The following is a 12,970-nucleotide window of genomic DNA, read 5'->3' as shown; positions in this document are numbered from 1 at the left end:
ATTTGCGTGTGTGGCGGGAACTTACTACAGACATGTACGCAAGAGTGCTAACGGGTGCGCCGGGCGAAAGGGTTGTCATGGCAGGCAAGCGCACAGTCCTCACCGCCGGTTTACGGCGGCTCTCGGTGCTGCTGACCGAGATGCGCGAACACGCGGGGCTCAGCAAAGAGGACGTCAGCGGCAGGACCGGCATCAATATCACCACGCTGTACCGCATCGAGACGGCGCAGGCGCGCCCGCAGCGGCGCACGCTGATGGCGATGCTTGATCTCTACGGCGTCACCGAACAGCAGCGCGACGATGCGCTCGAACTTCTTTCGGACGCACTCAAGCCCGGCATGTCCCGCCCCTACGAGGCGACACTGACCGAGGTGCACGCGGCCTATATCAACTTCGAATCCGAGGCGCTCTCAGCTCGGCACTACCAAACCTCCTACATTCCGGGACTATTGCAGACCTCGGACTATGCCGAGGCGGTCATCGACACCAATATGCCGAAGCTGGACGGAGCCACGGTGTCGCACAATGTGCGAGCGCGGATGGATCGGGCCATGCATCTCACCAAGCCGGATCCGCTGGAACTGTGGGTGGTGTTGGACGAAGCCGCCATCCGGCGCATGGTCGGCGGCCCCGATGTCATGAAGGCACAGCTGAAGCGGCTGCTCGACGATTCGCAGATGAAAAACGTCATCCTGCAGATACTTCCGTTCAGCGCGGGGGTGCACCCCGGTATGGCCGGATCCTTCACGCTGCTGGACTTCAAGGATCCGGCCGATCCGGAGCTGGTGTACGTCGAGGGCATCGCGGGTGATCAGCTGATCGAGGGCCATCCCCAGATCCGCCGCTTCGGCATTATTTTCGACCAGTTGCGCGCCATGGCGCTCAGTCCCCGCGACTCCATGGCCCTGATCGACAGGGCTTCCGAAGAGATGGACTGATCAGCTGCGGCTGGCTCGTCGATAGCCGACCGCCGCGGGGATCGCGAAGACTACGAGCGCGCCGATACACCAGGCGATGGTGGCCAGTAGCGGATCGCGCACCGGCCCGCCGACGGATAGCCCCTTCATGGCATCGATGGCGTAGGACATCGGCTGATGCTTCACAATCGGCTGGGCCCACGGCGGATAGGCGATCAGCAGCACGAACCCGGTACTGAAGAACATCATCAACGATGATCCGAGCGAAACAGCCTCCACCAGTGCAGCTTTCGCACTGAACACGGCCACCGCGGTGACCACGGTGGCGAAGGCGATGCCGAACAGCAGCGGCACCCCGAACAGCGCGATACCGGCGAGCAGCCCTTGCCGGAATCGGAAGCCGAGCGCCACACCCACCGCGAACATCACCGCCGTGCACAGCACAATCCGGATCCCTTCGGCGACAATGCGCGCGATCAGTCCGGACGCGCGGTGCACCGGCAGCACCCAGAAGCGGGCCAGCAGACCTTCGTCGCGCTCGCGTCCGAGAGTGATGGCACCTGCCACCGAACCGGACATCACACCGACCAACGCCGACATCGGCACGAAACCGTACAGCGCACTCACCTCGGAGAACTCCGAAATCTGTTTTCCGAGAACGGTATTCAGCACGATCAGCAGGAGTGCGGGAAAGACGAGCGACTGCACGACGGTCAGCGGATCACGCCACCAACGCATCAGCAGCCGCTTGGTCTGGATCATCGTCTGCGGGATCAGCAGACGCCACGTCTCGGTGCGACCGTAGACCTTGGGCAGTTCCGCCGTGGGAGTCAGTACCTCGGTCATGCCGACCTCCGGATCGAAACGAATACCGCGCCCGCACCGAAGAGAATGATCTGGCCGAGTATCCAGGCCAGCCCGGGCCCGAGGATCGACCAGCCGACCACGCCCGCGTGTCCCGATGGGTCACCGGCGAGCGCCCGCAGCCCGTATACGTATTGCGAGACCGGCTGGTTACGTGCGAACCCCTGGATCCAGTGCGGGAATTGGCTGACCGGGGAAAGTCCGCTCGACACCATGCCGAGGATCAACTGCGGCAGGATCAGCGCCTGGGTGGTCGCCTCCGGGCTCTTGGTCAGACTGCCGAGCAGATCGGCGCCCAGGCACAGCGCCAGCCCGATCAGCATCGCGAACGCGATGAAACCGATTGTGTCCCACCAGCTTCCATAGAAGCGGAAGCCGATCACATGGCCGCACACGAGGGCTGCGGCCAGCGCGATCCCCGCCCGACCCAGCGCGGTCGTGACTCGCGCGGCCAGCGGCACCGTCGAAAGCATCGGCATCGATCCGAACCGCACATTGAGCCCGTCCTTGGCATCGGCGGCCGCTCGGAATGCGGCCGTGATGGCGCAGAAGGCGATCGCCTGCATGGCGATCATGGGCATGAGGAACTGCGCGTAGTTGCTCAGCCCGCCCCGCCGGAGCGGGTTCAGCGACATCACGAGATTCAGCGGGACGTAGAAGCCGACGGTGAAGACCACCGGCGCGAGCAGTGCGGTGAATAGTTCACCATTGCGCCAAGACGGCCGGACCAGGCGCGCGGTCAGCGCCCACCATTGCGCCACCGTCGCCATCCGCGGGGGTGGCGCGTCCACCAGCCGCTCGCTGCTCAGGCGGCGGTTTTCCCCGTCGTCGCGTTCCTGCTGATCGGTGCTCGATACCGCGTCGCTACCGATGCTCATCTGCACGCTCCCATCCTGCGCGTCAACCGTGCTTGTCGGTGGGGAACCGGCTGTTCTCAGCATGTCGCACGCAGCCGCAGCCGGTACAGCTTTCCGCACTCTTCGAGTACGTATCGCATGATCGATCTCGCTCGCTCTCATCACCGCCCACCGAAATCGGGCGCGCCGCCACCGCGTCGGGCGAGCGGCTCGTCGTCCAATCTCGCCGCACCGATGACGTTTCGATACCTCCCCCGGGTGTCGCAACGACGACTCCGAGGGGGCGATTAATCCCACCAAGGTGTTTGCCGACCCGGGCAGAACGGTGTCTCATGGGTGCGTGAATCATGCAGTGTCGCTATCGGTTTCGACGGAATGTCCGATTCGCGAGGTGACTACCGTGCCCGGGGTGAGTAATGTATGCGCCGATGACCAGCATGGAAGCCCGTTTCCGTGAAGCAGCGCGGACCGTGCCCCTCCCCAGTCCTTGGAATCTGTCCGCCTACCTCGCAAGTGTCGCCGCGCACCGTGGTCGTTCCATCTCGCTGCAGGCGATCCCCGCGGCCGCGCTCGCGGACATCGGGTGTCGTGGCAGCGGACTCTGGATCGCGCGCGGTCACGACGACATCATCGTCTACGACGCGTCCGCCACCGAACGCAATGCGGATCACATCATCCTGCACGAGATCGGTCACATGCTGTTCGGGCACGGCAAGGAAGGTACGGAGGCAGGCGAGCCGATAACACCGTCGCTGGCCGCACTGTTGCCGTCCATCTCATCGTCCTCCATCAAGCATGTACTCGGCCGCGAGCACTTCGGCGCCGACCGCGAACGGGAAGCAGAAGTATTCGCCGATATGACGATGGTCTACGCCACCTTGCCGCGCCGCCCGGCGCGTTCGTTCCGACTTTTCGGGCGCGGGCGCTAGCCACCGGGTGGTCGGTGGGTGCCCGCACGTAATCCGTCGATGAGATCCTGATAGCTATCCGCCAGCTCGTTGAGCTGCACCCACGCGTCATAGAAGACGGGTTCCGGCGCCTCGGACAGCGGCACGAACGCCTGCGTGATCATTCTGGCCAGCCGATCCACGATCTCGCCGACGGTTTCGGAGTGCAGTTGCGCCTCGGAGCACGGCACCGGCATCGCCAGCGTCACCCACATATCGATCGACCGCACCAGTTGGCCGCGTCGCCGATCCAGCTTGGGGATCTCGCGCACCGGCGTCCGCTCGCGGATTTCGTGCAGCTGCGCCAACTCCCCCGCCGCCTCCAGCATCGGATGATCGTCGTGCGGTAGCCCGCGGCATGCGGCCAGCAACATATCCCGCCCTGGAACCATCCGGTTATTTCCGACATTCCTCATCCGGGCCTCCCGCCGACGCCGGAACGCGCCACCCTCGGCGAACCTCCCGACCAGCAATGTCGATTCCGCACCGCACGATCGCACGTCACCCCTCGATTATCGACCCTGATCCGCAGCCGCGATCGAAAACGCCGATATCAATTTGTTACAGACCGGCACGTCCGTGGCAAATACGCAGTAACCCGGGCTATGGTCCGATGATCAGCGACCGTCCGGCTTCGACGACGCGGGTACGCCCGCCGCGAGATAATCCTGACCACCGACGTAGAACGTGCGACCGGATTCGCCTGCGGCACTTGTGGCCTCGCCGACGACGGCGGCGAACGCCTCGATGGTCGGCAGTGCACCGTGATCGCGACGAGCCGAAACCGCCTCGGGATTGCGGCGTTCCAGCAAACGGACGATGATCGTGCCGTCGATCATGTCACCGGACACCACATTCAGCCCGATACCACGCTCGGTCAGCTCCGGAATCATTGCGCGCAAGGCGTCTTCACCCGCACGCTTGCTCGCAGCGATCGGCTCATAGTCCGCCGGAACGGGTTTGCGGCCGTGGAAGTGGGCCTGATGGCTGGTCACGAAGACGATCCGGCCGCCGGACGGCAGGTGCGGCAAGGCTTCCCGCACCAGACGAACCTGCGCGTCACGGTTCAACGCCATCGCGTAGTCGGGGGCCGCATCGCGCTCGAGACCGCCGGATGCGTTGAGCACCAACACATCCAGCCGACCGAACTCCATCACCACATCGACGATCATCGCCGATGTAGCGTCCGCATCCGCGATATCGGCACCGGCGATCGAGGCACTGCCGCCGGCAGCGCCGATCTCATCGGCGATCGCCTGGGCGCGTCTGCGCTTCTCCCGATAGTTGATGATCACGTGATCACCGCCCGCCGCCAGCACTTTCGCCGTCTCGGCCCCTATCCCCCGCGACGCGCCGGTGATCAGCACAATCCGTCGTTCCGTCGAGTCGCCCACCATCTGCCTCTCGTTCATCAGCCCACAGCAACGCTTCTAATTTAGAATCACTATGGTAGTTCGAAATGAGAAGTGCAAATGGCGCCAAGCCGTCGCGCGGGCAAGACGACCCGGCGCACGCGCCCATGCTGGCCACCATGGAGCTCATCGGCCAACGCTGGATCCTGCGCGTCCTCTGGGAGTTGGAACCCGGCCGCCTCGGCTTCCTCGAACTGCGCCGCCGCATGGGCAACTGTTCGTCGAGCATGCTCTCGACGCGCCTGCAGCACCTCCAGACCGCGGGCGTGATCACCAAGAACGCGGACAAAACCTACGAACTCACCCCCGCGGGCCTCGACCTCACCGCGGCACTGCGGCCGCTCTGGAGCTGGTCCGAACGATGGACCCCGCCATCTCCCGATCCCGAGTAGTGCGTACGACAAAGGCGGCCCCCGGCGCACTACCGGGAACCGCCTTCGCCTGGGACAGGGTTACTTCAAGCGGAGCTTGCCGAACAGACCTTCCTTCTCGTCGTCCGGGCCCGCGGTGAAGTACAGCGAGTCGGCGTCGCCGAGGCTCTCGCCATTGCCGAACATCAGAGCCCACAGACCCGCGATCTCGACCGGCTGGCCCTTCTCGTCGCGCAGGTAATCGACGAACTTGCCGGTGGCGTCGTCGTAGGCGAGCACGTGGCCGAGGCCACCGAAGTTGCCGACGAGCAGCTTGCCGCTGAGCGGACCGAAGTTCGCGGGCGCCACCGCGACACCCCACGGCGCATTGAGGCGACCGCCGTCGTCGAGGATACGGACCAACTTGCCGCTGCCGTCGAATTCCGCGACCTTGCCCTTGGCGGGCTTGCCCTTGGCGTCCTTCTCCTGGTCCTTGTCGAGCGAATCCTCTTCGGCCTTGTCGAACTTGGACGCGTCCTGCTCATCCGGCTTGGTGTCCGCGTACGAGACGAATACACGGTTGCCGATGGTGGTCACATTGAATGGGGCGGGATCGCCGGGCTTGGGCTTCTTGCCCTTATCCGGGGCGGCCGCGTCGATCTGGTCGCCGGTGGCGAAGGGGTTGGCGAAGCCGACGGTCGGGATCAGCTGCCAGTCCTTGTCGAAGGTGCGGACCTGCGGGTTCTCGCCGAAGTCGGCGGCGAGCAGCTTGTCACCGGACGGAGCGAGCGCGATGCCGAAGAACGCCATGCCCTGGGATTCGCCGTCGAAGACCAGATTCGCCGGACCGTCGTGCCGGATGATCGCGCCCTCGGGCCCCTGCTCGGTCCAGGCCGAAATCTTGCCGGAGTCGGTGGCGAAAATGAACCGCGACGAACCGGTCAGCAGTACCGGCGCACCGTCGACGTCCACCGGCTGGTCGCGCACGACGAACAGATCGGAGGTGATGGGAGCGCCGTTGAACACGACGCCGGTGGTCTTGCCGATGCTCTTGTCCGAGGTGTCGGCATCCGCACCCGGAACCGTGACGATCTTCAGCGGATCCTGGAACAGCTTCTGCACCTTGGGATCCGCGGATGCGCTGACATCGCCGACGAATTGGAACGAACTACCGCCCGCGCCGACCCAGAAGTGCCCGCCCGCGCCCTTCGGGCGATCGGCCAGGCCCCACGCGTTCACCATATCCGGAAAGGTGTACTGCGCTTTGTATTCGGCCGTGTTGGCGGCAAGGTTGGTCTGCGCGTAGTGGTTGCCGTCGATGGCAGGCACTTCGTCGTTAGACGACTTCGAATCCGAGCATGCCGCGGCCACAACCAGGGCAGCGCCGAGCACCGAGGCGCGCAGCAGACCGTTGCGGGCGCGCGACCGCCAGGCACTGTTGCGGCGCAATTCACTAAGGCGTGCGTTCAACTTCTTCGTCCTTTCCAGCCACTCGCAACCCTCATTTGGCGATTAGGCGATGCTAACCTTAGCTTGGCGGAATTTCGACCGTATCGGAACGTCCCGAATCCGACGGGTTTAAGCTGTCGCGCGTGGTCGCCCCCCAACCTTCCGTCGCCCCTCATCCGGATATCGCTCCGCTCGCTCCATTGCTCGGCACATGGCGCGGACCAGGGCACGGCGAGTACCCGACCATCGAGTCATTCGACTACGTCGAAGAAATCAAGTTCGGCCACCTCGGCCGACCGTTCCTCACCTACCGGCAGCGCACCCGCGCGGCCGACGGCAGCCGACCGATGCATGCCGAAACGGGTTATCTACGCTGCCCGCGCCCGGATCACGTCGAATTGATCCTGGCCCACCCGACCGGCATCACCGAGATCTGTGAGGGCAGCCTCACCATCGTCGATGGTGAACTGCGGATGGAATTCGAATCGACCAGCATCGGCCGCAGCAGCACGGCGAAAGTGGTGACCGCCCTCGGCCGTTCGATCAAGTTGGCCGGGGACACCATCGACTACACCCTGCACATGGCCGCGGTCGGCGAACCACTGACCCACCACCTCGCGGCGACGCTGCACCGCGCCTGATCAGTCGCCGGACGGATCAGGACGCCAGGGCACATACGGCCGGCCCGCGGCCCGAGCGGCCGCCTCGGCCGAATGCAGTTGGTACGGCGTGATACCGCCGGTTTCCCGAGCGCCGACGGAACCCGCCGCAACCGCCGCGTGTGACTTCGCGGTCGATCCGATCTCGTTGCGCACCGCCGCGATCGGCCGATCGGCCAGCGTGACCAGTCCAGGTCGAGCCGGAATGGGACAACGACATCGTGCTCGACGATGCCCGGGTCAGCCGCGAGCACGCGCGCATCGTGCCACGCGAGAACCGGATCTTCATCCGGGATCGGGATTCGGCCAACGGCATCTATGTCAACGGTGTGCCGATCGGTCCGCACTCGCGCACGGCGATGTCATCCGAATCGGTTCCACCACACTGCGTTACGAGATGCCAGATCGCGGAGCCCCGCCGGAGTCCACCAGTCGCACCAACCGAGTCGGGGTTCAGTACCCTGCGGGCAGGGCGGCGAGCATATCGCGCGTCACGGCAACGGCATTGTCCGAACTGCCGCCCTTGACCAGCAAGGTCGCGAAGGCCAGATCCCCGCGATAGCCGACGAACCACGAATGCGAGCCGCCGTCGACCTCGGCCTCCCCGGTCTTCCCGTATACCTCGCCCTGGTCGGCAATGCGTTCGGCGGTACCGCCGGTGACCACCTCGCGCATCATCATGCGCAAACCATCGATCACGTCGGACCCGATGGCCGGACGGTCGCCGTTGATCTCCGTGGTCCGTCCGGCGATCAGATACGGCACCGGCGCCGACCCGTGCGCGACGGTCGCGGCGAGCACCGCCATTCCGAACGGGCTCACCACCACCTTGCCCTGGCCGATCCCGTCCTCGGTACGCTGGATCATATCGTCGGCCGGTGGCACCGAACCCGATTCGGTCGGCAGGCCCGGAACCGTATAACCCTGTCCCACACCCAGTTTCGCGGCGGCATCGTGCAGCGCGTCGCTGGGGAGGTCACTGGCCAACTTCGCGAATGCGGTATTGCAGGACCGCTCGTAGGCGGTGGCCATCGGTACGTCACCGAGTTGGAAGAGATTGTAGTTCGGAATTGTCCGCTCCCCGATGACAATTCGGCTCGGACACGGCAAAACAGTTTCGGGCGTCGCCTTTCCTAGCGACATCGCCGCGGCCGCGGTCACCGTCTTGAAGACCGAGCCCGGCGGATACTGACCGATGGTGGCCACCGGACCGACACGGTCGGCCGCCCTGTTCTGTGCGACAGCGAGAATCGCGCCGGTCGACGGCCGCAGCACCACCATCATGGTCTGCTCCTCGCGGCCGCTGACGGCACGCTGCGCGGAGTTCTGCACATTGCGGTCGATGCTGAGTGAGAACGACGGGGCGGGTTGTGCGGGCACCTCGGTGAGTACGTCGGTATCGGCGCCGTTGGCGTTCATGGTGACAACGCTCCAGCCCGCCTTGCCCTCCACCTCGGCGATCACCGTCTTGCGCACCTGCGCGAGCAGATCGGGTGCGAAATCCCGGTCGGTGGGCACCATATCCCACTGCTGGGTCAGCGTTACCCCGGGCAGACCGATGAGATCTCCACTCACCTGGTCGAATTCGTACTCGCTCAACAGCGCGACGGTGTACTCGCCCTTGGCGGCGGACGCCGCGCTCAGAATCGCCTCGGGGGTGAGCCGGTCGTCGAAGCGGTGCAAGGCCGCCGCCAGCGAGGTCGCCGTATAACGCGGATCCGGTGCGGAGGCCACGGTGAACGCGACCCGAGATACCTTGCCCGGCACCAGCACATCGCTGCCGGACTGCTCGTTCACCCTGGCGCGCGGAGCCGGGTTGGCGCGCAGTGCCATGGTCTGGGTGGCGCCGAGTTTGGGGTGGATATCGGCGGAGGTCCAGCGCACCATCCAGCGGCCGTCACTGCGGCCCATCTGCAATTGGCCGGTGTATTTCCAGATCCGGTCCTTGGGCAGGCGCCACTCGTAGGTGTATTCGACCGTCGCGGTGTCGCCGGTGACCCTGGCCGCGCCGGTATGCGCGGTCAACTTCTCGGCCTGCAACTCGTCCCATGCGGAACGCAGTGCCGCGGTTGCCTTCTCGGGCTGACCGGTGAGGTCGGCCGCGGCCTCGATGTCGTGGCCGGCGAAGGCGGCAAGGAAGGCATCGGCCGCGGGCACCGGTCCCTGCGGGTCGGCCGAGCAGCCGGATCCCGCCGCCGCGAATGCCGCGACGGCCAGCGTAATGAGCATGCGAGTCGACATCGGGACCGATCGTATAGTCAACCGCGAGCAAACGGCTGTGGCACACCGATGTTCGGTGTCGCGTTCAGTTGAGCAGCACGGTCGCGAAGGTGGCGATCTGCCGGAATCCGACCCGGCTGTAGGCCCGGCGGGCGATGCTGTTGTAGTCGTTCACGTAGAGGCTCGCGGTGCGGCCCGAGGCCACCACCGCATTCGCCACGGCAGCGGTGCCGCGGGTGCCGAGACCGGCGCCGCGACGTTGCGGATGTACCCACACGCCCTGGATCTGCCCAGTCCGCCGGGACAGCGATGCGACCTCGGCCTTGAACACCACTTCGCCGTCCTCGAAACGCGCCCAGGCGCGGCCGGATCCGATCAGGCTCTGGATCCGGCGCCGATAGCCGCGGCCGCCGTCACCGGCGCGCGGATCGACCCCGACCTCCTCGATGAACATGGCGATCGCCGCGGCGAGATAGCGCTCCAACTCATCCGGCCGAACCCGCCGGACCTGCGCATCGGCGGTGCCCAGCGCGGGCTGGCCGAGGGCTAGCAGCGGCTGCGCACCGCGTAGCTCGCGTTCCGGTCCCCAATGCGCGGACAGCATCTCCCACAGCGGCAGCGTCAATTCCTGACGCCCGACCACCGACGAACACACCCGGGGCCAGCGGATCGCCCGCGTGGCAAAGGCGCGCAACGCATCCTCGTCACCGCGCAAGGGCACCAGATTCGCACCCGAGAAGCACAGCGATTCCGACGGACCACCCCGACTCCACAGTTCACCGTGTCCGACGCCGGTATCCAAGCCGAATTCCTGTAACCGCGCCGCCACCATGCACGAGGCGATCGGATCGCTATCCAGCACCCGCAGCACCTGTGCCAGATCCCGATTCGCGAGCTGACGCGCCGGGGCATCCTTGGCCCATCGCGCCGGCTCCAGCAGACTCCGCACATCGACAGCCTGCCACGAATCGGTCGACGGTGGTACGGCTACTCGGGAACTCCCGCCCGTAACGACCGCTTGCGGGTCGCTCGAAAGGTCAGCCGACGGTGACGACGGGTTCGCCCGCGCCTTCGGTCTCGCCCATCTCTTCGGCAATGCGCATGGCCTCTTCGATCAAGGTCTCCACGATCTGTGCCTCCGGCACGGTCTTGATGACCTGCCCCTTGACGAAGATCTGGCCCTTGCCGTTGCCCGAGGCGACACCGAGGTCGGCCTCGCGCGCCTCACCCGGACCGTTCACCACGCAGCCCATCACGGCCACCCGCAGCGGCACCTCCATGCCCTCCAGACCGGCGCTCACCTCATTGGCCAAGGTGTAAACGTCGACCTGGGCGCGACCGCAGGACGGGCAGGAGACGATCTCGAGCTTGCGCGGGCGCAGGTTCAGCGACTGCAGGATCTGCCCGCCGACCTTGATCTCCTCGGCCGGCGGCGCGGACAGCGATACCCGGATCGTGTCGCCGATACCCTCCGACAGCAGCGAGCCGAATGCGACGGCGGACTTGATCGTGCCCTGGAACGCCGGACCGGCCTCGGTCACACCGAGGTGCAGCGGGTAGTCCGACTGCGCGGCCAGCTGGCGGTAGGCCTCGACCATGACCACCGGATCGTTGTGCTTGACCGAGATCTTGATATCGCCGAAGCCGTGCTCTTCGAAAAGGCTCGCCTCCCACAACGCCGATTCGACCAGCGCCTCCGGGGTCGCCTTGCCGTACTTCTCCAACATCCGCTTATCCAGCGAACCGGCGTTCACGCCGATGCGAATCGGGATGCCCGCCGCGCCCGCGGCCCTGGCTACTTCACCGACCCGGCCGTCGAATTCCTTGATATTGCCCGGGTTTACGCGCACCGCGGCACAACCCGCATCGATGGCGGCGAAGATATAGCGCGGCTGGAAATGAATATCCGCGATGACCGGGATCTGGCTCTTGCGCGCAATGGTCGCCAGTGCGTCGGCGTCCTCCTGACGCGGGCAGGCGACGCGCACGATATCGCAGCCCGAGGCCGTCAGTTCGGCGATCTGCTGCAGGGTGGCGTTGACGTCGTGGGTCTTGGTGGTGGTCATCGACTGCACGGAAATCGGGTGATCGCTGCCGACGCCCACATTGCCCACCATCAATTGGCGGGTCTTGCGGCGAGGCGCGAGAACGGCCGCGGGTGCGGTCGGCATCCCCAATCCGATTGTGCTGGTCACTTTCGGCTGCCTACTTTCGTGCGTACTGTTTCGGGCCGTTCGCCTACCGAGGATAGCCGCGTGTTACGGCTGCCCCCCTGTGACAGCCATGACATGAGTCATGACACACAGATGTCCGAAATGCCAGCAATCCGGCGTACACGGTGGTTATCGCGGAACAACCGCGACAGGTTAGCGCGTCAGCGGAACAACTGGATCGGATTCACGATGTCGGCGACCAGCGTGAGCACCATATACGCACCGCCGATCACCACTGCGACGTAGGTCACGGTAGCAGTTTCAAATAGTCGACCGGAGCGCCCGATGCCAGTCCGAATGGTGTTGCAAATCTCCTCGTTGAGCATCACCGCGATCTCGCGACATCCAGCCGCAAGGGGCCTGAACCGCGCCGACGGAGCAGTCAAGCTGGCCAGAAACGACGATGAGCACGCTCCAACGCCCACCCTCGATGGTCTCGCCGCCGATCCCCATATGGCGATGGTTGGCGGATGACGGCCGATCGGCGCGGCCTCAGATCGGCACTGCTGGGCAACCAGTTCCGACATCCGAGCCAGCACGGCCATACAACCTCGCGGCGACAATGCCGCCTCCGGTTCATCCAACAGGTACAACCCGTTCGGGTAGAACCGGTGCCGCATCAAGTCCACGAATGACTCACCATGAGAACGCTGATGTAGCGATACCCCTCCGACTGCTGCCAACTGCTGCGGACCGAGCAGTTCGGTTTCGGTGGCTACGTTGTAGAACGACTCGGCGCGAAGAAAGAACCGGCTTCGTGGTCTACTCGTGCCCCATCTCAGAACAAGGTGCTCGCCCAGCGAAGACTCGGTAGAGCGAGTGGTGAAGCGGTAGTTCTGGCTGCCACCTTCCGGATTCATCCCGGCCGCGACTGCTATTGCTTCGATCAGGGTCGACTTCCCGCTGCCGTTCTCACCCACCAGGAAGGTCACGCCCGGTGCCAATGTCAATCCACCAACTCGATCGAGGTGCGTCACCACAGGCAGACCGAACGGATATTCGTCTGAGCGAGCATCCGGCTCCAGCCGTACCTGATGGATATACCGACCGGCTCCAGCTTCTCTGCGCACAGCCCATGCTAA

15 protein-coding genes are annotated in these 12,970 nt (G+C 65.2%); 5 read left to right on the top strand and 10 right to left on the bottom strand.

Annotated elements, in window-relative coordinates; genetic code table 11:
* The first annotated feature begins 77 nt into the window (after positions 1-77).
* A complete protein-coding gene (locus ACQPXH_RS10610) occupies positions 78-938 on the top strand; it encodes a helix-turn-helix domain-containing protein (protein ID WP_433602132.1) in 861 nt (286 codons plus the stop codon).
* Here the strand turns inward: ACQPXH_RS10610 and ACQPXH_RS10605 are convergent, their stop codons facing one another.
* Both ACQPXH_RS10605 and ACQPXH_RS10600 read right to left on the bottom strand, forming a co-directional pair.
* The gene (locus ACQPXH_RS10605; protein ID WP_433602131.1) at positions 939-1,763 is read right to left on the bottom strand and encodes an ABC transporter permease; all 825 of its coding nucleotides are present in this window, start codon (positions 1,761-1,763) and stop codon (positions 939-941) included. It lies immediately after the preceding gene.
* Entirely contained in the window at positions 1,760-2,659 is a 900-nt protein-coding gene (locus ACQPXH_RS10600; protein WP_433602130.1) for an ABC transporter permease, read from the bottom strand. The genes ACQPXH_RS10605 and ACQPXH_RS10600 overlap by 4 nt, the downstream gene beginning before the upstream one ends.
* 407 nt (positions 2,660-3,066) lie before the next feature.
* Here ACQPXH_RS10600 and ACQPXH_RS10595 point away from each other — a divergent pair, with 407 nt between their 5' ends.
* Positions 3,067-3,567, top strand: a complete 501-nt coding sequence (locus tag ACQPXH_RS10595; protein ID WP_433602129.1) for a hypothetical protein — start codon at positions 3,067-3,069, stop codon at positions 3,565-3,567.
* On the opposite strand, the gene ACQPXH_RS10590 is transcribed toward ACQPXH_RS10595, so the two are convergent.
* Complete coding sequence (locus ACQPXH_RS10590) at positions 3,564-4,001, bottom strand: DUF4254 domain-containing protein (RefSeq protein ID WP_433602128.1); 438 nt, start codon at positions 3,999-4,001, stop codon at positions 3,564-3,566. The genes ACQPXH_RS10595 and ACQPXH_RS10590 overlap by 4 nt on opposite strands.
* Before the next feature lie 201 nt (positions 4,002-4,202).
* Positions 4,203-4,982: an SDR family oxidoreductase gene (locus ACQPXH_RS10585; protein ID WP_433602127.1), complete on the bottom strand. Its 780-nt coding sequence runs from the start codon at positions 4,980-4,982 to the stop codon at positions 4,203-4,205.
* Positions 4,983-5,044: 62 nt separating this feature from the next.
* Here ACQPXH_RS10585 and ACQPXH_RS10580 point away from each other — a divergent pair, with 62 nt between their 5' ends.
* Positions 5,045-5,389 (top strand): winged helix-turn-helix transcriptional regulator, encoded by a 345-nt coding sequence (locus tag ACQPXH_RS10580; RefSeq protein ID WP_433602126.1) that lies wholly within the window; start codon positions 5,045-5,047, stop codon positions 5,387-5,389.
* Positions 5,390-5,449: 60 nt separating this feature from the next.
* Here ACQPXH_RS10580 and ACQPXH_RS10575 read toward each other — a convergent pair whose 3' ends face one another.
* The gene (locus ACQPXH_RS10575) at positions 5,450-6,754 is read right to left on the bottom strand and encodes a TIGR03118 family protein (protein ID WP_433603407.1); all 1,305 of its coding nucleotides are present in this window, start codon (positions 6,752-6,754) and stop codon (positions 5,450-5,452) included.
* Between the two features lie 176 nt (positions 6,755-6,930).
* Between ACQPXH_RS10575 and ACQPXH_RS10570 the strand changes: the two genes are divergently transcribed.
* A complete protein-coding gene (locus ACQPXH_RS10570) occupies positions 6,931-7,437 on the top strand; it encodes a peroxynitrite isomerase (RefSeq protein ID WP_433603406.1) in 507 nt (168 codons plus the stop codon).
* On the opposite strand, the gene ACQPXH_RS10565 is transcribed toward ACQPXH_RS10570, so the two are convergent.
* Entirely contained in the window at positions 7,438-7,611 is a 174-nt protein-coding gene (locus ACQPXH_RS10565) for a hypothetical protein (protein ID WP_433602125.1), read from the bottom strand.
* A 65-nt stretch (positions 7,612-7,676) separates the two neighbouring features.
* Here ACQPXH_RS10565 and ACQPXH_RS10560 point away from each other — a divergent pair, with 65 nt between their 5' ends.
* Positions 7,677-7,982: an FHA domain-containing protein gene (locus tag ACQPXH_RS10560; RefSeq protein ID WP_433602124.1), complete on the top strand. Its 306-nt coding sequence runs from the start codon at positions 7,677-7,679 to the stop codon at positions 7,980-7,982.
* On the opposite strand, the gene ACQPXH_RS10555 is transcribed toward ACQPXH_RS10560, so the two are convergent.
* From ACQPXH_RS10555 to ACQPXH_RS10540, 4 genes are all read right to left on the bottom strand, one after another.
* Positions 7,909-9,696, bottom strand: a complete 1,788-nt coding sequence (locus ACQPXH_RS10555) for a penicillin-binding transpeptidase domain-containing protein (protein WP_433602123.1) — start codon at positions 9,694-9,696, stop codon at positions 7,909-7,911. The two genes, ACQPXH_RS10560 and ACQPXH_RS10555, sit on opposite strands and share 74 nt — an antisense overlap.
* A 64-nt stretch (positions 9,697-9,760) precedes the next feature.
* Positions 9,761-10,624, bottom strand: coding sequence for a GNAT family N-acetyltransferase (locus ACQPXH_RS10550; protein ID WP_433602122.1), 864 nt, complete (start codon positions 10,622-10,624; stop codon positions 9,761-9,763).
* Between the two features lie 88 nt (positions 10,625-10,712).
* A complete protein-coding gene (gene ispG, locus ACQPXH_RS10545) occupies positions 10,713-11,870 on the bottom strand; it encodes a flavodoxin-dependent (E)-4-hydroxy-3-methylbut-2-enyl-diphosphate synthase (RefSeq protein ID WP_433602121.1) in 1,158 nt (385 codons plus the stop codon).
* A 179-nt stretch (positions 11,871-12,049) separates the two neighbouring features.
* Positions 12,050-12,868: an AAA family ATPase gene (locus tag ACQPXH_RS10540; RefSeq protein WP_433602120.1), complete on the bottom strand. Its 819-nt coding sequence runs from the start codon at positions 12,866-12,868 to the stop codon at positions 12,050-12,052.
* Positions 12,869-12,970 lie beyond the last annotated feature (102 nt).

It is taken from the genome of Nocardia sp. CA-135953 (assembly GCF_050955735.1).
Classification (GTDB): Bacteria; Actinomycetota; Actinomycetes; order Mycobacteriales; family Mycobacteriaceae; genus Nocardia.
The sequence above is the reverse complement of the archived record's forward strand: the minus strand, read 5'-3'. Positions and strand labels throughout refer to the sequence as shown.